Below are 20,548 nucleotides of genomic sequence, written 5' to 3' on the forward strand. Positions count from 1 at the left end.
ATAAACTGAAGAGGATTATAATCATTGACCAATAAAAAATATTATAATGCGCTCGCATAGATATGACCTCTTAGATCGCGTTTGAAAGATCAGAATTCAAATACGCTTTTTGTATTTATAGTACAACGATATTGATTTCGATATTTTCAGGGCTCCTGCTGTCCAATGGCGACAAAGCTTTAACGGTGGATTTTAAATTGTGTAACTGCCTGAGCAGTATAGTAACCATGAAGAAAAAACATCGATATCGATATAATAATTATATCATAAAAAGCTAAATATCTATACAGAAAATATTTTCCAGGCCAAGTTCTTACCGAGCCTCAGGTAAAGGCTTTGGAAAAAGCCAAAGAGGAAAAAATGCCAAGGAAGAACCCCTATGGAAACATTCTTAGAAAATCTTTCCCTTGGCAAAAGAAAAAAAATGGGATATGAAAAATAATTTTCAATTCATTTTCCAAAACAGCCGTGAATGGTCATTGCGAAGGTTTAAATGAATCCAGAACAAACCTCTCGAAAAATCCAGTGGAAGGAATTAATCAGCCTCCTGTTTATCCTGCTGGCTGTTGTTTATCTCTGGAACACGCGGGTTGTCTATCCCCTGAAGATTCTCGTAGTGTTTTTCCATGAACTGAGCCATGGTGTGATGGCAGTCATCACAGGCGGGTCTATCAAGGAGATTCGTATCGTTGCTGCGCAGGGAGGTGTGTGTGTGACGGCCGGAGGCAATAGATTTCTCACGCTCTCCGCAGGGTACTTGGGAAGCTTGGTTTTGGGCGGTGTCATCTTAGTGCTCGCCACCCGCACCCGTTATGATCAGACAATTGCCACGGTCATTGGAGGGCTCATGATTCTAATCTCATTACTATTTGTTAGACCAATTATTAGCTTTGGGATTTTCTTCGGTCTCCTTTCAGGGCTGGCTATGATCGCTGCTGGTAAGTATCTGTCCGAAAACAGCAATGACTTCATACTGAAGGTGATCGGTCTGACAAGTTGCCTCTATGCCGTACTCGACATCAAGAGTGACGTATTGGATCGTCCCTACCTCCGCTCGGATGCTCGTATGCTGGCAGAACTTACCCACCTTCCCACTATATTCTGGGGTCTGCTCTGGATCACCATTGCAGTTATTGCGGCCGTGCTCTTCCTGCTGGTGGCGTGCAAAACGAAACATAGCAAAGGATAAGGGCCTGTGGATACCCTGAGATGATGGTGAAACACGGACCCCAGCTCATTCTAACTAGGAGGGAAGGCGAATATTCTTGGGATTGGGCATTTGCGGATGATGTTAAAGTTGAAAAGGAAAAAGAAATCTCGGAAGGAAACATTATACCCATACCTTTGGAATGGGAATATTATGTTTCTACGAAGTCCGATGAAATAATAAGATACAATCAAATCACCTGTAATTAACTTCCATGATTTCTGGAAAAGTATGCACAGCATAAAGGGGAATGTTGCATATTTTCCCATCCTTTCGCAAATTCAGAAGCGTTGTCCTGAACAGCACCGCAGGGTTGAACTGTTTGTCGTAGGAAAGGAGGCTTTTGCTTTTCGGGCTTACACCGGCCTTGGCTTCCAGTGGGTGTATGCCGCCTTCGATCTCACACAAAAAGTCCAGTTCAGCCCTCTTTCCCTTGCTGGTCCAATAGTATAGATCGATTTCTTTTTCCGACTTAAGTTGCTGGGCTACATAGTTTTCTACAAATGCGCCTTTATATTCATTGAAAAGATGGGAGCCTTCAACCAGCGACTTCGGAGGGATACCTGCCATAGCCGCCAGGATACCGACGTCCAGGGCAAACACCTTAAAATTGCTTGGGTTCATAAAGCCCTTCAAGGGAGAACCGGCTGTGGAAACCTGGTAGGATTTGTAAATGAGCCCGGCATCTTCCAGCCATTGAATGGAATTTTCGTATTCCCTGGCCCGGGCGCCTTTCCGAACCGCTGAAAAGATAAACTTTTTATTTTCTCTAGACAAATGAGCCGGAATTGAATTCCACATCAGACCCAGCTTTGGAATGTCAGAAGTCGGCGCGTGCTTAGAAAAATCGAGCAGATAAGAATTTATGATTTCCTTCTGGCGGTCCCTGACCTCTGATAAATCTCCGGTGTCGACAAAGCATCGCAGCGGTTCCGGCATTCCACCGACAAAAAAATACTTTTTCAACCAATCAAGAAGTTCATTGTGAAATGGTTCTGGAAACGGTGTAACTTCTTTTTGAGTCTCAATTAAACGTCTTAATTCGGATCTTTTCACAGCATCCAGAAATTCCATAAAGGTCATCGGGTATATATCCAGAAAATTCACCTGGCCCACAGGGAAAGACTTCGGGCGAGAAAGCCTGATACCGATGAGAGAACCCGCAGCAGCAACATGATAAGAACCCGCCTGTTCTCTGAAGTATTTCAGACTGTTCAACGCATAATTGGAGGCCTGTATTTCATCGAAAATGATCAGGTCCTGTTCAGGGGCTATTTTTTTTCCGATGTAAATTTCCAAATTAGCGATAATGCTGGCCGGATCCAGTTTTTGTCTAAAAAAATCGTCAAGCGTAGGATTTTCCTCAAAATTAAAATATGCAACCTTATCATATTCCTTATGCCCGAATTTTTGCAAAATGTACGTCTTGCCTACCTGGCGCGCACCTTTCAATATCAGAGGCTTGCGCTGTCTGGACGTTTTCCATTTCAGCAATTTCAAATAGATATCACGTTTCATAATCCGTACTATAGTACCATCCGGACAATGTTGTCAAGGTTTTAAGGGTGTTGTTGTGATTAAAATCACATTTTAAGCGCGGATAATGTGATTTATACCTCTATTATAGGCTTAATAGTGTGAAGGCGATTTGCGGAATGATGTACAAATTTTAGGTGATATTACCAGGGTTACTATTTTATTGTTTTCCTTTTTTTACAATAAAGGGGTCAAGTCTGCTCTTGACTCATTTGGTTTAATTTGGAGTAAATGGTTATTTGCGGGACATCCATAAATAAGTAAACAACTTTCTGAAACCTCTTTAGTGGTTGGAGTTCCGGGGTGCATTTTAATTGTTCTTTGGCCTTGCTCTTCGCATCAGGGGAATTTTTCTATATAGACAGGAGTCCTGACATGATGATGTTGGCTACTAATCTTCACTTTTCCCAAATGCATGCTTGCGGCAAGTAACCTGCAATTGTAAGAATCAACAAAAATATCTATATATTGCATATCTTCTTTCCTCCAAAAACATTTAATATAAGCCTCTTATCCACTCTGCGCTGTGGATTGCGATTAAAATTAGGGCACGAATGCGAATCGGATCCCGGAATAAAGGAATGCACGGACGACTCTATCTCGTGGTTTGTTCAAGGCGGGCCCATACCGGGTGTTGCCTCAATTAAAAACCCATACTTCATTCAAGTCGGACTCGACAAACAGACCTTGTAGATAAAATTTAAAATTGACGCTACGATTAGATGGATTGGAACTCCTGTATTCTGCCGGGATGCCTATACAGAGCTCTCTGTTTTGTCTACGGACCAGATCGAAATTGAAAGTAAATTCACTTGCACATGGACCGCTTTTCCCCATGTCTGGAATATCCAATATTCAGTAGGCTTTATCGATTTTGACAATAGTATAATCGCCGGTAATTATGCGGTCTCGGGCGGCGGCTTACTCACTAAGGACTCTTTGTTGACCTTGCCTCAGCCCGGACACAGCGGCTCAGGGCTGCCGCAGCCGCGGCTGCGGACCTAGACGCCGAACTGGCATTGTGGAACCAGGTTAAAGGCAGTACGAACGTGAATGAGATCCAGGTCTATCTTAAACGATACCCCCGTGGTCAATTTGCAAACGTTGCCCAAAATCGTATCAGGAAATTGACTGCCGCCGTTAAGGAAACGTATGATCTTGAGATGGAAATGTGGAATAAGGTTAAAAACAGCCGCAACACCGGTGACTTTCAAAATTTTCTACAGGCCTTTCCAAATGGCATTTTTGCCGGTATTGCAAAATCAAGGATAGAAAACCTGATCAGTCTTGAAGTACAAACCAAAGAACTGGCCCTCTGGGACGGCATTAAAGCAAGCCGGGATCCAAAGGATTTTGAAGAATATCTGCACCTTTATCCGCAAGGACAATATGCAGATCATGCCCGGCGCTTATCACGACACCTGGCCGCACTTGAAATCGAACGCGAAGAACTGGAGTTTTGGGAGTCTGTAAAGGAGAGCAAAAATCCTGCGGACTTTGACGCCTATCTTGCAAAATACCCCGAGGGACGCTTCGGCCAGGCAGCGCGAAAACGGCGCAAAGCGGCCCGGCTGGCAAAATCTATAGCTGAAATCGACTTCGGTTCCTACTATGCCCTGATTGTGGGGAACAACGATTACCGACACCTCCCCAAGCTCCGCACCGCCGTGAATGATGCCAAAGCTATGGCTGTTCTGCTCCAAGATAAATATAGATTTGAGCTCCAACTTCTCTTAAATGCAACCAGAGCAGATATACTAAGGGCAATCAATGGATACCGCCGGACGTTAGGGCAAATTGATGCCCTTAATGAAAACCAGGGGATTCTTGATGCTACGCTCTTATTTAGTCAGATTCGACGCCCAGTCATGGTGAATACAGATCAGACACCGGAGTATTCTGATATTCGCAAAGCTGGGCACGACGGAGGAGACTTCCTTTTTGTTCCCCGTAAATGAGAAATATTTTGTGATGTCACCTGACCAACTTAATGTGTTGATTCCTGGTACCAATCTGAGATTAGCTTAAAAGGTCCTTTTTAGGGTCAAAAAGAGTCGTTTAAGACGATTTCAGAGCCAATTTTAGGATACATTTACAATTATTATAGTCGGTTATCGTGGCCCGACCCCAAAACGATCTTCATCCCAGAACAATAGCATTACAGGAACTCGGGGAAGAGGTCTGAATAAAAGTGCCAGATCAGCAGAGTTGGTTTCATAGGTCACATCTGTTACGCCCGGAAGTCTGGATGCAGAAAACAATTCATCAGGTTTACCTTTAAATCTTTTTGTCAGAGGTGTCTCAACATGCTCAACCATAGATTTTATTTTTCAAGAACCCTTTTTCCCATATTTTTTTCCTCCTTTAGTTAATTTTTATGGAATCCCCGGCAGGTATATACCGGGGACTCATTATAAATTATTCTCCAAAATAACGTTTCAAAAGACCGGCAAAAGCCTGACCATGGCGAGCTTCATCTTTGCACATTTCATGAACTGTATCGTGAATTGCGTCATAGTTCAGCTGCTTTGCCTTAGTGGCCAGGTCTTTTTTACCTTGACAAGCGCCATGTTCTGCTTCTACTCTCGCCTTTAGGTTGGCTTTGGTGTCAGCAACAACTACTTCTCCAAGCAGCTCGGCGAATTTGGCTGCGTGTTCTGCTTCTTCAAAAGCAATCCGTTTATATGCTTCGGCAACTTCAGGGTAACCTTCACGGTCTGCCTGGCGGCTCATGGCAAGATACATTCCGGCTTCTGTACATTCCCCTGTGAAATTCATTCTTAGTCCTTCAATTACTTCCTTATCTACATCTTTTGCAACACCTATTCTGTGTTCATCAGCCCAGGCCAGATCACCGGTTACCTGTTCGTTAAACTTTTCTGCAGCAGCACCACATTGTGTGCATTTTTCAGGTGGGTTCTCTCTTTCATGAACATATCCGCAAATTGAACATACATACTTTTTCATCTTCTTGTCTCCTTTCTTTAAAATTGATCGTTTTTTGTTGTTAGTTGTTTTGGTGTAGTCATAATTTCCTCCTTTACGGTTCGTGCATTGCAAGTTATTGATTACACGTTGAGCCGTTGTTGTTAATCGCCAAGCGTCATCGACTGAGTCATACAACTCTCTTCTTTAACCAGTTTGGTAAAAGTTGCCTCATGCAGCGTTTCCCTTAGTTTATTTTTGGCCTTTTGCCAGACAAAATGGGCTGCACATTTGGAACTCCTGGCACAGGAGTCAGGTCTCAAAACACAGTCATTAAGGAATATCTCGCCCGTAACGGCTTCAACCACATCCAGAAGACTTAATTTTGCAGGTGAAATTAAAAGACGAAAGCCCCCTTTTGGCCCTTGAACAATTTCGAAGATACCAGATCGAGCTAACTGCTGTGCAATCTTACCGAGAAATTGATTCGGAATGTCCATCGTTCGGGCAATTTCATTGCGGCTTACTACTATGCCCTCTTTCTGTTTAGACATATAGAGGACACAGCGGACTGCATAGTCACCAGCTCTTGTTAGTCGCATAATTTCACCTTGGCTAAACGGAATTAAAAGGATCTTTTTTATCCTATATAAGGCCTCAAAATTAATGTCAAACGTTTTTTTTATTCTTTAATTTTTAGGAAGGTGATAATTTGTTATTATTGCAACATTGCTGTTACTTATTGATGCCTATCAGTGGCAAAAACAAAGGAGTGGTTAGCATATGATATGGACAATGTGATTATGGAAAAATATTTGATCCCTATTTCTCATCTAAGCCGAATCACACTCCGTTTTTCCGTTTTTAAGTCAAAATAAATTTGACATGCATTTTTAAATTAAAGATAATGTTTTAATACACTCTTTTTTCTATATTTCGTATTATTCCTGAAGCGATTACGATTTATCGGTACCTCTTCGATCTGTGCTGAAAATTGAGTAGCTATAGACTATTGCTGAAGTCTTTGGAACAGGAAACCCGGACAGTACACGAAGTTTCATATGGATCTACTTGTTGGCAACTGTTAGAACTCGAAAAGGACAGTGAAAATCAAGAGCAAATAGATAGACGACCCTATATGAGGATGGAATGTGAAAACCAGATGGATCTTTTTTGTAGCCTTATGTTTTGCAATCCTTTTTCCTTTACGTATGTTGGCTGCGGCCGGTGAGATTAAATTGGCCACCCAAAGAGAGGGGCACAGGCTGTCTGCAGAGAGCGAACCCATCGTAAGGTGTGCCATGGATATGATCAACCAGCCATTCACAATCACGAAGATGCCCCCGTGGGAGCGCGCTCAGAGGGGTACCGAGAATGGGACATTTGATGGTTTTTTCATAGCGACAAAAAATGACAAGCGAGACAGTTATGCCGTTATTTCCGAGCCGATGTTCACGATCAAATGGCTCTATGTTATCCATAAAGATTCCGAGATTTCCCCCGATGATATAGACTTTAAAAACAGGCGATTTGCCGCCGATATCGGCAGTGCAAGATTTAAGTGGCTTGAAGACAGGCGAAAAAAGGGGGAAATCATCAAGGAAATCATCTCCGTAGACAGTCCTGATCAGATGATGAAAATGCTGGTAGCCAATCGGATTGACGTGGCTTTTATGAATGCTCACGGTTTAGAAAAATCGATTGAAAACCTGTCTCTGGATCCTGATAATTTCAAGACATTCATCATACGGGAAATTCCCGGCGGCATTTATTTTAGTAAAGCTTTTTTAAGAAAAAATTCAGGATTTTTAGAAAAATTTAATGCCGCTTTGAGCGGGTGTAAAAAACAGGAGAAACGAACCTATACCTTTTATATCGGGGCGGACTCACCGTTAAAGGATATTATAGGGGCGCGACTGAAAGAGGCCTTTAAACGGATCGGCCTGGAGGCGAAATTGGTTCATATTGATTCAGCCCAGAGAGCCTTGGTTCTTGCAAACGAAGAAGGAGACGGCGACGCGAACCGCGTGCCCAATATCAAAGAGATTGTGCCGAAAAATACTTACAACTTGCTGCAAATCCCTGAATCGACGGTTTTACTGCAATTATTTGTTTTTTCGAAAAGGCATAGGTTTCCCGTTGAGGGTTGGAAATCCATAGGAAAATATCACAACGGCGCCAGGATCGGTGTAAAGATTCTCGAAAAAAACTTGCCGGGGAAAAGAACCTTTCTGCCCACATTGGACCGGCTCTTTCAAATGCTGGACGCAGGCAGGCTGGATACTGTAGTGGAATGGGAGTTTATCGCGGAAAAAACGATGAGAGACCTCAATATCAGAGGCATCGAGAGGCTGCTCCCGCCTATCGTTAAGATTCCGGGGCACCTTTATATTCACAAAAAGCACCGGAAATTAATTCCGGCCGTGTCTTCGGCGCTGGCCGAAATGAAAGCGGACGGGACCTATGACAAACTGAAAAAACAAGTTTTACAGCAATTTTTCGGAAAATAGAATAACAGGATTGGTTGATTTTTTTGACATTCGTCAATTTATCCACGAAGCTGTATAGATGAGGAAAACATGTACAAAAGTATAAGGCGAGATTTAAGCGTTGGAATAGGTTTAGTTGTACTGTGTGTCAGCATCATTGTCGGATCGGTCTACTATTTCATATCCGTAAAGATAGTAGAAAAAGAATTCAACAGCTACATATCACAACAGACCCGAAGCATAGCCGACATGTTCTCTATTCAGCTCTGGCTTTTCGACCTGAATAACACCAAAAAACTCGGCAAACTTTTGTTGAATTCGCCGCAAATCGCGGGACTGATTCTTAAAGATCACAATGAGGAGATTATTTTCAACGAAGGTGTCACTGATGAAGGCGTTTCCGTGAGGGTTGCCAGAAATATTCTTTATGAAAACTCAGAGTCGGTGGGGCATCTTGAAGTTTTTTTCTCTAATACGCTCTGGATGGCACACAAAAAAAAGCTGCTAACCATGGGCGGCATTATTGTCACAGGGGCCATCGTTACCATCTATCTGTTGATCAACATTCTGATCAACAAATATCTTTCACGCCCGCTGGAAAATCTCCAAAAGGACATGGCATCTTTATCTTCCGGAAAATATAAAACCTCCGAACTTACCAATCAAAGGACTGAAGTTCAGAATATCATCGATGCCTTCAATGAACTTTGTCGTAAATTGGAAATGAGAGACGGGGAAATATCAGAGAAGACGGTCTCGCTGGAGAAAGAGATATCGGAACGAAAACAGACTGAAGCGTCCTTAAAGGAGAGTGAAAGCCGCTATCGTACCTTTTTCGAGCAAGATTCAGATGGAGTTGTGGTCCTGGATCTTGAAGCCGCCGAGCTCATCGAGTTTAATGATCAGGTCTGTCGACAGTTAGGCTATTCGAAGGAGGAGTTTGCCCTGTTGCGGGTGTCCGATATCGAAGCTAAGGAAACAGCCAAAGAAATCCAGGCTCACATTCGGAAAATATCGAGCGAAGGGTACGACGATTTTGAAACTCTCCAGCGCACCAAGCAGGGCGAAATCAGGCATGTTCACGTAACGGCACAGATGATTGAGATCGCGGGGCACCCTGTTTGCCACTGCATTTGGCGCGACATCACCGACCGCAAGCAGGCCGAAGAAAAAATCAAGTCATCGCTCAAAGAGAAAGAAGTCCTTCTGAGTGAAATTCACCATCGAGTCAAAAATAATATGCAGGTTATTATCAGCTTGCTCAACCTACAAGCCGATAAAATTGAGGATAAAAAGTATGCTGATATATTAAAAAAGAGCCAGAACCGTATATTATCCATGGCTCTTGTTCATGAGCAACTTTACCAGTCCAAGGACTTCGCCAATATTGATTTTGGTGAATATGTGAAGAGCTTTGTGAATAGTTTGTCTGTGGCCCATGGGGTTGATACAAACAAAGTAAAACTGAATATTGACATCAATGATATTTCGTTCGACCTTGAAAATGCTATTCCCTGCGGATTGATTATCAACGAACTGGTTTCCAATTCATTGAAACATGCATTTCCCCGGCAGAGAGAAGGTAATATTAGCATTGCCCTGCAACCAACCAATGAAGATGAGCTTGAATTAACTGTCAGTGATGACGGTGTAGGTATCCCAGAGGATTTGGATATAGAACAAACGGATACAATGGGATTGCACCTGGTCAAAATGTTAGCAGAACAGCTTGAAGGGAAAATTGAGCTAAATAGAACTGAAGGTACCCAGTTTCATTTCTTATTAAAAAGGGCAAAGTATAAACCAAGGATATGATTCGATTGGGGATTTGGGATTGCGGCCTGCGACGAGCTCAGCCGAGTCGATTTCGGAATTTATGAATAAGGGCTTAATAATGGGAGTAAATAGAACATGGCGTGTCTCGAGGCCTCTTCCTCTTGAATTTCTATATAAGCGGGGCTAACTTGCTCCCCGATAGCACAATATGTTAGTATTTTTTTCTTGACTTTTATAGACGACCGGTCTATTAGTAAAAGAAAAACCTACCTAATAATGATGAAAAAGACTAACAGCAGAGATAAGATCATAGAAGTCGGAGCACAAATAATCCACCGCAAGGGCTATAACCATACCGGCATTCAGGAAGTCCTCACCGCCGCCGGTGTTCCCAAAGGATCATTCTATTTCTATTTCAAAAACAAGGAAGATTTTGGGCTTCAGATCATTGATTATTTTACTGAATTCTATTCTCAACAGGCTAATTTGGTTTTTGACGATCAATCCGTTCCACCCCTTGAACGGATTAAGCGCTTCTTGGAAGGATTTATCAAAATTTTTGAATCCATAGATTTCACATGTGGCTGTCTAATCGGCAATCTGGCGCAGGAAATGGGCGACCTGAGTCCGGCATTCCGGATCAAACTCAAAGAATCGGTTGACATTATGACAGACTTTTATGCCCGTGCTCTCAAGGAGGCCCGGCAGAGGGATGACATCTCTGCTCGCCTGGATATAGCCGAAACTGCGGATTTCATTCTAACCAGCTGGCAGGGTGCGCTGGTCAGGATGAAAATCGAGCAAAGTGCACGACCGCTTAAAAATCATATTAAATTTATTTTTGAATTTATTTTAGAGAGTTAATATTGATAAATATACACAACTTGGAGGTAAAGCCATGCGTATTGAAGATCACCCTACTGTTCAAGAATACCGCCACCAGCTTTCAACTACAAAATCAAAAGAGACTGCTGAAATAAAGGCGGATTGGCTCAAAAAAACTGCGCTTGAGGCCGGGGTCGACGATGTCGGCTTTGTCGACGTTGACCGTGCCGCCATGACGGACTATCGTCAAGATCTTCTTTATGTAATGCCGGGGGTTCAAACTGTCATGGCAATGGTTTTCCGGCTGAATAGAAGCTCTTTGAGAACCTTGGCGCATTCAATTGCTAATTTTGAATTCAAGCATATGTGGATGTATGCCAATGAAACAGCACGAAAGATCGTTAACCGGCTCGAGGCCCAAGGCGTACAGGCCTTAAATATGCCGACGGGGTTTCCTTATGAATCCAGTCGCTGGCCAGATAAAATGTGGTTAACCTGCGATAAAGTCTTTGCCGTTGAAGCCGGTCTTGGTTATATGGGTTGGAATCGGCTGGTAATTCACCCACAATTTGGCGCTGCCGTCATACTGGGCAATATTTTATTAGCGTCCAAGGTTGATCAATACGATCAGCCGATGAATTTTAATCCATGTCTGGAATGTGGGCTATGTGTAGCGGTTTGCCCTGTAGGTGCGGTATCTCGGGATGGACAGTTCAATTTTAGCGCCTGTTACTCACACAATTACCGTGAGAGGCTCGGGGGGTTTCTAGACTGGGTGGAGAATATCGCAGATAGCCGGAACCATGCCGAATACAGGCGTCGAATTAGCGATGCAGAAACAATATCCATGTGGCAGAATCTTTCCATCGGGGCTCAAACACTGTGTGATCGCTGCATGGCCGTATGTCCGGCCGGTCGGGATGCCATCGGTGAATATCTTGACAACCGCAAAGACTATACCAGACGCTATTTGGAGCAATTTAAAGACGTGGAAGAAATCATTTACGTAGTTAAAGGCTCCGATGCGGAGCAACATGTTACCGCCAAGTTTCCTTCCAAAAAAGTAAAACGAATTTCGAACGGCATACGACCCAATTCGGCAAAAATGTTCCTTGAAAGTTTACCCATAATTTTCCAACCCAAGCAATCTGAAGGTCTTAATGCTATATTTCACTTCACCTTTACGGGAGCAGAAGATCTAAAAGGTACTGTTATCATACGGGAAAAAACTATTGGAGTTCAGGAAGGTCATGTGGATCAGGCCGATCTGCTGGTGACGGCCGACAGCCGCACGTGGATCGATTTTCTGGCTCAAGAGAAAAACCTTGTTTGGGCTCTACTCACCAGAAAAATTCGTCTGAAAGGATCTCCGAAATTATTGAAAGCTTTTGCAAAATGTTTTCCTTCATAAATTGCTATGAGGACTGAATTTAAAATTCCCTGGTGATACGATTAACGTATCTTTTAAATTTCAGCAGGTTATGATAGTTGTTTTGATGGCAAGGTATCTCCAAAAGGGACGGGGTATAATTTTTGAGATAAGCTATTATCGTATTACAATTCGAGTGAACACAGGCACTTGCAAGGTATCTCCAAAATTGATGGGGTCCAATTTTTGAGATAAGTCATTATCACAATTTGTGAAAATAGATATTTGCAAGGTGAACTAAATTTTATGTCTTAAATAATAGTTCAGGCCAAGACTTTCGAATCTACTGTCTAACAGAGCGTATTAACAACAACTTTTGGTTTTAAACTTCATGTGCTGATCCCATTGGTCGAGAAGTCTACATCTGTTCTCCAATACAAAGGCATTTCCTCGCTTTTCCACCATAATCTCTATCCATCTGCGGAATCTTTCCACTTGTCTCGGCGTGCCGTTAACGACATCAACGCCAAGCAAATTCATAACATCTTTTAAGCTTAAGCGATTCATATCATAAGTCAAATACTATGGTGAAAAACATACCATCGACTGCATTTTAAAAGGGAGGTTCGTTATTACTTGAGCTATCATAACTCTTATCTTCTGCTAAAAAAATGACATTTTTTATATCATGTAACTCACTTAGGCGTCAACAGGCCCTTCATTATAGTCAAATTTAACTTGTCTAATTTTCAGTATATCCGATAATTTCGCAAAAAAATTGCCACCACACCCTTGACTTGTACCAAGGTACGGGTCTTATATTATTCCAGGAGGTAAAAAATGGAAAAGCTGACTATCGGCCAACTGGCTAAAAAGGCAAACGTAAACCTGGAGACTATTCGTTATTATGAGCGCCGGGGACTGATACCCGAACCTCCCCGCAATAAGAGTGGGCATAGAGAGTATTCTTTGGAGGAAGTTAAGCGAACTGAATTTATAAAACGTTCTCAAGCACTTGGTTTCTCGCTTAAAGAAATTTCGGAACTACTGTCGTTGCGGGTGGAACCGGACACAACCTGCGCTGACGTTAAGGCACGCGTAGAAACAAAGATTGAAGATATTGAAAAAAGGATAACGGATCTTAAGCAGATAAGAAAGGCCCTATTGCGTCTATATAAAAGGTGCACAGGCAGAGGGCCTGTTGGTTATTGCCCTATATTGGAAGAACTCTACAAATAAAAAATAGAGGAGAAAAAATATGCGTACAAAACGCAAAGTTGAGGTTTTTAGTGCCGGATGTCCAGTATGTAAAGATGCCGTTGAGATGGTCAAACGAATTTCCTGCCAGAATTGCGAAATAAATGTCTTGGATATGAAAGACCATCGAACGAAGAGGTTATGGGTGTTCACATCCTAGCCCCGGATGCCGGAGAACTGATTGCCGAAGCCATGGTGCTGGTAAGAAACAAAAACACCGTTGATGAGGTGATCAATTCTTTGCCCATGTTTCCGACCTTGGCGGAATCTTTAAAGGCTGTGGCACTTTCGTTTAAAAAGGATATTGCCAGATTGAGTTGCTGTGTGTGAACACTGATTTTGCAAGCTGCATGAAAAAATCAAAATAACGTTAGGAAAATCTGTTACGATTTGATCTGAAAATCGTATATATTAAAAAGACCTAATAAGGAGAGATAAATGAAAAAACAGTCATCCCAACCGTCAAAAAAGACTTTTTACGCAGCTGTTACCGGTACGATCCTTGTGGCTCTGTGTTGCTTTACACCTATTTTGGTGATTACACTCGCCGCGGTCGGTATGAGCGCGTTTACGCCGTATCTTGATTATGTTCTGCTTCCAGCCCTGGTATTAATGATCACTTTAACTTTTGTTTCATATATAAGATGGAAAAAATCGCATAACACTTTGCATAAATCACCATCACAATATTGAAGCAGGAGAGATCAAGAAAATTCTAAAGGGCTTGAGTTATACGGTTAGGGACCCCCGAAAGATAAAAGAGTTTGAGGAAGAAGAAGCTACCAGAATATACGATTATATCGGGAGGTTTGGCGGAGAGGAGTTCTTGATTGTCATTCCAGGAGCGAAAGAGTAGGATGCGACTATTAAGTGCCTGATTCTCTGACATAAACGAAACATATCAAAGAAGGATGGATTGTGTGAGGTATTGTTAATTATAACTTACACTGGAGGTGCTAAATATGGAAACATCACTTATTTCGGATTTTGCCATTTTATCAATAGTAATGGGTCTCATGGCAGGCTTTGGAACTTTGTCAGCAATCAGGGGAGTATTCACTTTCCTTGTCTTTGTGGGCTTCACATTAACTCAGTTGCTTGGTGCGTTAAGGGTCCATGAAACAGTATCATTTTTTTTGGGGCAGTTGATTGTTATGGTGCCGACCTATCTTTTTATAAAGAATGTTTATCCTGAAATTCTAGTTAAAACTAAACAAGAATTTCAGCGTGGATCCAGCAAATGCCATTAATAGGCGAACCCTAAAAGTCATCAGCCTTTAAGGATAAGGAAGGTATAAAACTCTATCGAGAGAAAGCTGGCTGAATAGACTCTCATTTTCAGGCCTGGATTGAAGCCTGACAAATCAATATTTTGTGATCTTACATATCATTCCAATGGAATGATATGCATACCTAAACTGAACGTTTCTCCTTTCAGGCGAACTTGAAGCGGGATCACCGTCACGTCACCTTTTATTGGATAGGATTCCTCTACCGCCACGACCACGTAGGCCTCATCCGGAGATATAAGGTTAGGATGAAGTCCTGCCGCCATTCGAAGCTGATATTAAAACTATCTGAAATTATTAAAGATATTTGAGAATTAAAAAAATTGTGTTTAGTGGAAAAATAATTGTTGACTTTGTTGGTCAACTTTGTAACAAAACTATAAACCGGCCCCAATTGCGATTGCTCAATTGGGGAGTTATCCGTTGACTCAGCAAAGGTAGCCACCAACATGTTTTCACTCTCAAGCAAGGGAAACTATGGTATTGCAGCGATTTTGGAACTTGCCGCCAATTACGGCAACGGCCTGCTCCAGCTTAAAGACATTGCGCAGCAAAGAAAGATCCCCAAACACTATCTGGTGCAGCTTCTCAATGGTCTTTTAAAAACCGGTCTTGTGAGAAGTGTTCGTGGTAATAAAGGAGGGTATGAATTAAATGATGATCCTGCCAATGTCAGTTTTCTTAAGGTGTTAGAGATGCTGGAAGGAGAAATTGAGCTTGAAAAATCCTATCCTGCAAATGATGCCGTCAAAGAATTGTTTAAAGGGGCCGAAATAGAAATTAAAAAGATATTCGATATTACCCTGTCAGAATTACTGTTAAGGCAGCAGCAGTATGATAACAACATCATGTTTCATATATGAAAGGATCCGTTATGAAAATCACAATCAATGGGGAAGATTACTTAACCGCCAAAGAAAACATTTCGATTATAGAGCTTCTCGAAGAAAGAAATGTTGCCAGACCTGAAACGGTTTCGGTTCAGATCAACGGCAGTTTTGTTAAACGCAAGAATTTCAGCACCACGGTCGTTAAAGAAAATGATGAAGTCGATTTTGTATTTATGATGGCGGGAGGGTCATTGCGATGAAGGGTTTTGCTACCAAAGCCGTACATGGTGATTTGCATACCAAAGATATGCACGGGGCGCTGAGAATGCCGCTTTATGATAGTGTCGCTTTTGAACATGAAAGTGCCAAGGACATCCAGCTGTCATTCGAGGGAAAAAAGCCGAGCCATTCCTATTCGCGGATTTCAAATCCTTCGGTTGATGATTTTGAACAAAGGATACGGCTGCTGTTCGATGCCCTGGGAGTGATCGCCGTTTCTTCCGGAATGGCGGCTATCGCCAATGTGCTGCTAACGCTGGGGCAAGCGGGGGCGAATATTGTTACGAGCCGTTTTTTGTTCGGCAATACATTTTCATTGTTTGAAAAAACTTTAAAACCATGGGGTCTCGAAGCCAGATATATCGACATGACCGATGCACGGGCACTGGAAAAATCGATTGATGAAAACACCTGCGCGATCTTTTTTGAAGTGATTACCAATCCGCAACTGCAAGTCGCGGATGTCGCCAAAATTGCCGGCATCGCCGAAAAATACACTATACCGGTAATTCTTGACGGCACCCTCACGACGCCGTATATTTTCAAATCGAACCAATTCGGCGTAGATATCGAGGTAATATCGAGCACCAAATATATCTCCGGAGGCGCAACCACCGTCGGGGGGCTGATCATTGATTACGGCACTTTTGACTGGGAAGACTGTGCCAGATTAGAGGAAGATGCGGGTAAATTCGGCGATTTTACCCTGCTTTTAAAATTGAGACGCGAAGTTTACCGAAACCTGGGGGCCTGTTTAGCGCCTCATAATGCGTGCATGCAAACACTTGGTCTGGAAACTTTAAGCTTAAGGATCGATAAAAGCTGCGTAAACGCGCTGGAAATTGCCCGGGCTCTGGAAAAACACCCGAAAGTAAATTCGGCAAATTATCCCGGCTTGAGAAGTTCGAAATATTATGAAACCGCCCAGGCTCAATTTAACGACAAATTCGGCGGCATCTTGACTTTTGAACTCAATAATAGAAAAGAATGCTTCAAATTTATAGACAGTTTGAATATTATCAGACGGGCGACCAATCTCAACGATAATAAAACGCTGATTCTGCATCCGGCCACCACCATATTTTGTGAATATTCCGAGGCCCAAAAAAGGGAAATGCACGTAAGCGATTCGATGTTAAGATTGTCGGCCGGCATTGAAGATGTTGAAGACATTATTGACGATATCAACCAGGGACTTGAAGGACTATGATTGATTTTACAGAAGAACAGCTTGATAGATACAGCCGGCATATATTATTGAAAGACGTCGGTATCAAGGGACAATCCAAATTACTTAAAGCCAGAGTATTGATCGTCGGGGCGGGAGGACTCGGTTCTCCGGCGGCTTTTTACCTGGCTGCGGCCGGCATTGGAACGATCGGCCTAATCGACAACGATGTGGTGGATATCTCCAACCTTCAGCGACAGATAATCCATTTCACCAAAGATATCAATCAACCAAAGGTAGACTCTGCGGCGGAGAAAATGAAAGCCCTGAATCCAGACGTTCAGGTTAAAACTTACCAAGAGTTAATCAGGGCCGACAACGTCATGGATATTATCGGCGAATACGACTTTGTGGTTGACGGTACCGATAACTTTGCCACTAAATTTTTGATCAACGACGCCTGTGTTTTCGGCAAAATTCCTTTTTCGCACGGGGCCATCCTGCGCTTTGACGGTCAGACTATGACGGTTAAACCCTGGGAGTCGGCCTGCTACCGGTGCATCTTCAACGAACCCCCGCCACCCGACGCCGTTCCCAGTTGTTCGGAGGCGGGTGTGCTGGGAGCGATAGCCGGTATGTTAGGCACCATCCAGACGACGGAAGTTTTGAAATTCGTTACCGGCTCGGGCGATTTGCTGACAAATACTCTTTTGACCTTCAATGCCAAAAACATGGATTTTCGCAAGATCAAGTTAAAGCGGCAGAAAAATTGCCCCATTTGTGGAGAAAATCCGACGGTTACCGAATTGATTGATGGCGAACAACCGGTTTGCGATCTGCCCTAAAATACCTGTTGGCGGGTATGTTTAAAATCAAAAAAGAAATGTGTCTTACAATACCAGGATCTTATCCGACTTCTCGCACATGATGGCATTATTCAACTGGGTACCTTTTTTAATTTTTGTATTCAAATTTTCGAGATTTATCCCCAATTGTCCGGTATTATATTCACAAAAGCTCATTTTGACTTTTTCGTGATCCGACAGGCCGGTAAATTTAGAATTTTCCAATAAACGAGTGCCTTCATCCATCACGAACAACCTGGCCGAATGACCCTTTTTCAGGGCAGCCCCGATCAAACCGATCACGTGCTTCAAATTTTTGCTGGTGTTTACCAGTATGCCAAGTTCCAATGCTAACTCCTTTTCCAATAATCCAATTTAGGTTTAATAGTTTCACCGGGATTACCACGAGATCACCTTGTCACAGGATTCGATTTTTTCCAGGATCATATCGTAATCTGGTTCGTCCGTAAAATCGATGATTTCAACTTCGTGTTCTTTTTTTTGTTCGTTTATAATTTTCCGGAAAGTTTCTCCCCGGTCCTGTTTAACAATATATAACAAATGCATGCTGCCCCCTTCGATAAAAGGCTAGTAAGTTAGTACAATATCGTAATTTGTTAGCCTGGCCGCGATTTCTTCGACGCTGAGCTGTTCGATGTCCTGGTTTTCACTGCAGTTGGTATAAAGATTAATTTCCATTTCTGCGGCTGTCTGGAGGTGCAATCGATTCTTTTCGGTATTTTCAATCGCGCTGTCCAGGAAGAATACATCGACGGTGTCATCCAGCAGCAACAGACCTAAGGCCATTCGCAGCGCTTCTGCCTGCCTGTCCCTGATAATAACGGCGATCTTTTTCTCCATCTTTGGTCTCCTGGTAATAAACCCTAACGTTGCCTAAACAACAGGGCTGGTATTTAAAAAAAGGTAATAGTTCTTTTTTGTTTATCAACTTACTGTCCAATAATTTAGATAACACTATTTGAGGAAAAAATCAAAGGCATCAAAGCTGTCAAATGCCGTAAAGATAGTGGCATACATTGCAACCCGGCGGTGCTTCAGGCATTGCATCCTTGGCTGCTTGCAGAGTCTCTCGAAGTTTGGGCAATGACGCCTCAAAAGAACTATTTACGATTACAGCGTCATGGGCTCGAACTCGATGACTGAACCTCTCCCGATAGAATTTGCAGGATATATTGTCCCACAGAGCCAAAAGATCTTGATCCGGTAGACGCCCATAATGGACCGTTGCAATCGAGGCCTTTTCTCCCAGAAAAGTAGTATGGCCGCCAAATGCAAGGTTGATGCAAGGAGCTACGTAACCGTCATGGCGAACAAAAAGAGAGCCTCTGGGGTCCTGAGCGCAAACCGGTAATTCATCGGGGGTAAAAGCAAAGGCGGTGGTTTTAATCCTTAATTTTTTTGCCAGGCGCCGTGCTTTACTCACTGCTTTTTCAAGTCGGCGTACCTCCCTGTTTTTTTGGGGCGCAAAAAGCCCGTAGTCTCTACCGTTTTCGCCCCTGATGACATCGCATTGCTTGAAGTTGACCTGATCCACACCCAGTCTGGCTGACAGGCGGACAATATCCTCTATTTGATGAAAATTCATGACCATCATAACAAAATTGATCATGATTAAAGGCGCATTTCCTGCCCGCAAGTCGGATACTGCGGCTACGTTTTTACACACCTTCTTAAAATTGGAACCTATTCGAATTTTCTCATATATATCTGCCGTAGCACCATCTATCGAAAATGCAATCCAATCAATACCGGCGCTTATAAAATTGTGAATCATTTCTTTGTTCAGGATCAAACCGTTGGTTAGAAAGCCAGTTTTACAGCCGGCTACCTTTGCTTCCCGGATCCACTCAGCCAGCCTGGGTTGGAGCAGCGGTTCACCCCCTCCGGTAAAATCGATGGACTGGACTTCAGCCAGATAGGGTCGCAGCGCTTCCCAGATGTCAACATCCATATTTCCGGGCTGACCGCGGAATATTTTCCATGGACACATGATGCATTTAAGATTGCAGGCCATGGATGGCTCCAGTTGCCACAGGTTCCAGCGTCTTTTCTCGACGTGTTTATCATGCGAAGGCCGGACTCGCTCCCCGTTCTTTAAAAACGACAGATGACGTTTAACAAATTTCGGCCAGGCCATAGCAATAATAAATCTCCAAGTCCCTCACCGGCCAGACCAGAATTTGTCCGGCTTAACGGTTGAAACAGCAATGTTTTTTAGATTAAACGATCAATTTTTCGGATTCTTATCTCCTTGACTCAAACGCGCATTTCCCGTAATTTGAATAGTACAGCGAAAAATTCTGTTTATTATATACTTTAACCATCTTTTTTTGCTGTAAATAATATATTTTTCTAAATATCTTGAAGTCTGAGCCACCGTCAAGTAAAACATCGACAAAATGAACCAAACCAAAAAGGAAAAAATAGCAGATTATGAAAAAACTAACAGTCAAAACCAAATTCCAAATGGGGTCTGCAGTCATTCTCTTGCTGTTTTGCGCCCTTATATCAGTCTCCGTCTATTACTACCTGAAAAATTTCGTAACCGAGAGCGTTCATAAAGAAACCGAAATTTTTATTGCCACGGCCGACGCCACACGAACCTATGTCAAGGACGTGCTCAGACCAAAGGTAATCAGTCTGCTTCCGGCTGACTCTTTTATTCCTCAGGCCATGTCCACATCTTTTGTGGGGCGGGAAGTTATGAGCCGTCTCCGCCAAAGGTTTCCCGA

At 42.8% G+C, this 20,548-nt stretch carries 25 protein-coding genes; 16 read left to right on the forward strand and 9 right to left on the reverse strand.

The window, feature by feature from the left end; genetic code table 11:
• The first annotated feature begins 493 nt into the window (after positions 1–493).
• The gene (locus V3S16_RS13440) at positions 494–1,189 is read left to right on the forward strand and encodes a M50 family metallopeptidase (RefSeq protein WP_413885764.1); all 696 of its coding nucleotides are present in this window, start codon (positions 494–496) and stop codon (positions 1,187–1,189) included.
• Between the two features lie 20 nt (positions 1,190–1,209).
• Positions 1,210–1,416 carry a hypothetical protein gene (locus tag V3S16_RS13445; protein ID WP_413885766.1) on the forward strand — a complete coding sequence of 69 codons (207 nt, stop codon included), beginning with the start codon at positions 1,210–1,212 and terminating at the stop codon, positions 1,414–1,416.
• On the opposite strand, the gene V3S16_RS13450 is transcribed toward V3S16_RS13445, so the two are convergent.
• Positions 1,403–2,725 (reverse strand): ATP-binding protein, encoded by a 1,323-nt coding sequence (locus V3S16_RS13450; RefSeq protein WP_413885768.1) that lies wholly within the window; start codon positions 2,723–2,725, stop codon positions 1,403–1,405. The genes V3S16_RS13445 and V3S16_RS13450 overlap by 14 nt on opposite strands.
• Before the next feature lie 1,067 nt (positions 2,726–3,792).
• Between V3S16_RS13450 and V3S16_RS13455 the strand changes: the two genes are divergently transcribed.
• Positions 3,793–4,701: a caspase family protein gene (locus V3S16_RS13455; protein WP_413885770.1), complete on the forward strand. Its 909-nt coding sequence runs from the start codon at positions 3,793–3,795 to the stop codon at positions 4,699–4,701.
• Positions 4,702–4,854: 153 nt separating this feature from the next.
• Here V3S16_RS13455 and V3S16_RS13460 read toward each other — a convergent pair whose 3' ends face one another.
• From V3S16_RS13460 to V3S16_RS13470, 3 genes are all read right to left on the reverse strand, one after another.
• Complete coding sequence (locus tag V3S16_RS13460) at positions 4,855–5,061, reverse strand: DUF3786 domain-containing protein (protein WP_413885772.1); 207 nt, start codon at positions 5,059–5,061, stop codon at positions 4,855–4,857.
• Positions 5,062–5,161: 100 nt separating this feature from the next.
• Positions 5,162–5,710, reverse strand: coding sequence for a ferritin family protein (locus V3S16_RS13465; protein WP_413885774.1), 549 nt, complete (start codon positions 5,708–5,710; stop codon positions 5,162–5,164).
• A gap of 122 nt (positions 5,711–5,832) precedes the next feature.
• Entirely contained in the window at positions 5,833–6,270 is a 438-nt protein-coding gene (locus tag V3S16_RS13470) for an RrF2 family transcriptional regulator (RefSeq protein ID WP_413885776.1), read from the reverse strand.
• Positions 6,271–6,819: 549 nt separating this feature from the next.
• Here V3S16_RS13470 and V3S16_RS13475 point away from each other — a divergent pair.
• The 8 genes from V3S16_RS13475 (at position 6,820) to V3S16_RS13510 (ending at position 14,634) form a co-directional block, all read left to right on the forward strand.
• Entirely contained in the window at positions 6,820–8,178 is a 1,359-nt protein-coding gene (locus V3S16_RS13475; protein WP_413885778.1) for a substrate-binding periplasmic protein, read from the forward strand.
• A gap of 69 nt (positions 8,179–8,247) precedes the next feature.
• Positions 8,248–9,972, forward strand: coding sequence for a histidine kinase dimerization/phosphoacceptor domain -containing protein (locus V3S16_RS13480; RefSeq protein WP_413885780.1), 1,725 nt, complete (start codon positions 8,248–8,250; stop codon positions 9,970–9,972).
• Between the two features lie 237 nt (positions 9,973–10,209).
• A complete protein-coding gene (locus V3S16_RS13485; protein ID WP_413885782.1) occupies positions 10,210–10,797 on the forward strand; it encodes a TetR family transcriptional regulator C-terminal domain-containing protein in 588 nt (195 codons plus the stop codon).
• Positions 10,798–10,831: 34 nt separating this feature from the next.
• Positions 10,832–12,169 (forward strand): 4Fe-4S binding protein, encoded by a 1,338-nt coding sequence (locus V3S16_RS13490; protein ID WP_413885784.1) that lies wholly within the window; start codon positions 10,832–10,834, stop codon positions 12,167–12,169.
• Between the two features lie 798 nt (positions 12,170–12,967).
• Positions 12,968–13,366 carry a MerR family DNA-binding protein gene (locus tag V3S16_RS13495; protein WP_413885786.1) on the forward strand — a complete coding sequence of 133 codons (399 nt, stop codon included), beginning with the start codon at positions 12,968–12,970 and terminating at the stop codon, positions 13,364–13,366.
• 111 nt (positions 13,367–13,477) lie between these two features.
• Positions 13,478–13,714: a hypothetical protein gene (locus V3S16_RS13500; protein WP_413885788.1), complete on the forward strand. Its 237-nt coding sequence runs from the start codon at positions 13,478–13,480 to the stop codon at positions 13,712–13,714.
• A gap of 108 nt (positions 13,715–13,822) precedes the next feature.
• Entirely contained in the window at positions 13,823–14,077 is a 255-nt protein-coding gene (gene merF, locus V3S16_RS13505; RefSeq protein ID WP_413885790.1) for a mercury resistance system transport protein MerF, read from the forward strand.
• 269 nt (positions 14,078–14,346) lie between these two features.
• Positions 14,347–14,634 (forward strand): hypothetical protein, encoded by a 288-nt coding sequence (locus V3S16_RS13510; RefSeq protein WP_413885792.1) that lies wholly within the window; start codon positions 14,347–14,349, stop codon positions 14,632–14,634.
• A 137-nt stretch (positions 14,635–14,771) separates the two neighbouring features.
• On the opposite strand, the gene V3S16_RS13515 is transcribed toward V3S16_RS13510, so the two are convergent.
• Entirely contained in the window at positions 14,772–14,939 is a 168-nt protein-coding gene (locus V3S16_RS13515) for a hypothetical protein (RefSeq protein ID WP_413885794.1), read from the reverse strand.
• A gap of 183 nt (positions 14,940–15,122) precedes the next feature.
• Here V3S16_RS13515 and V3S16_RS13520 point away from each other — a divergent pair, with 183 nt between their 5' ends.
• From V3S16_RS13520 to V3S16_RS13535, 4 genes are read left to right on the forward strand one after another with little or no spacing between them, the layout of a single operon-like run.
• The gene (locus tag V3S16_RS13520) at positions 15,123–15,536 is read left to right on the forward strand and encodes an RrF2 family transcriptional regulator (protein ID WP_413885796.1); all 414 of its coding nucleotides are present in this window, start codon (positions 15,123–15,125) and stop codon (positions 15,534–15,536) included.
• An 11-nt stretch (positions 15,537–15,547) separates the two neighbouring features.
• The gene (thiS, locus tag V3S16_RS13525; RefSeq protein ID WP_413885798.1) at positions 15,548–15,763 is read left to right on the forward strand and encodes a sulfur carrier protein ThiS; all 216 of its coding nucleotides are present in this window, start codon (positions 15,548–15,550) and stop codon (positions 15,761–15,763) included.
• Positions 15,760–16,992, forward strand: a complete 1,233-nt coding sequence (locus V3S16_RS13530) for a PLP-dependent transferase (protein WP_413885800.1) — start codon at positions 15,760–15,762, stop codon at positions 16,990–16,992. The genes thiS and V3S16_RS13530 overlap by 4 nt, the downstream gene beginning before the upstream one ends.
• Positions 16,989–17,795 carry a HesA/MoeB/ThiF family protein gene (locus V3S16_RS13535; protein WP_413885802.1) on the forward strand — a complete coding sequence of 269 codons (807 nt, stop codon included), beginning with the start codon at positions 16,989–16,991 and terminating at the stop codon, positions 17,793–17,795. Before V3S16_RS13530 ends, V3S16_RS13535 begins: the two co-directional genes overlap by 4 nt.
• Before the next feature lie 45 nt (positions 17,796–17,840).
• Here the strand turns inward: V3S16_RS13535 and V3S16_RS13540 are convergent, their stop codons facing one another.
• The 4 genes from V3S16_RS13540 to V3S16_RS13555 form a co-directional block, all read right to left on the reverse strand.
• Positions 17,841–18,143 (reverse strand): hypothetical protein, encoded by a 303-nt coding sequence (locus V3S16_RS13540; RefSeq protein WP_413885804.1) that lies wholly within the window; start codon positions 18,141–18,143, stop codon positions 17,841–17,843.
• A gap of 51 nt (positions 18,144–18,194) precedes the next feature.
• A complete protein-coding gene (locus tag V3S16_RS13545; protein ID WP_413885806.1) occupies positions 18,195–18,362 on the reverse strand; it encodes a hypothetical protein in 168 nt (55 codons plus the stop codon).
• Between the two features lie 21 nt (positions 18,363–18,383).
• A complete protein-coding gene (locus V3S16_RS13550) occupies positions 18,384–18,656 on the reverse strand; it encodes a hypothetical protein (protein ID WP_413885808.1) in 273 nt (90 codons plus the stop codon).
• A gap of 148 nt (positions 18,657–18,804) precedes the next feature.
• Positions 18,805–19,953 (reverse strand): radical SAM/SPASM domain-containing protein, encoded by a 1,149-nt coding sequence (locus tag V3S16_RS13555; protein ID WP_413885810.1) that lies wholly within the window; start codon positions 19,951–19,953, stop codon positions 18,805–18,807.
• Positions 19,954–20,249: 296 nt separating this feature from the next.
• Here V3S16_RS13555 and V3S16_RS13560 point away from each other — a divergent pair.
• A partial coding sequence (locus tag V3S16_RS13560; protein WP_413885812.1) for a hypothetical protein occupies positions 20,250–20,548 on the forward strand: 299 nt, incomplete at its 3' end.

It is taken from the genome of Candidatus Desulfatibia sp. (genome assembly GCF_036446775.1).
Lineage (GTDB): Bacteria > Desulfobacterota > Desulfobacteria > Desulfobacterales > UBA11574 > Desulfatibia_A.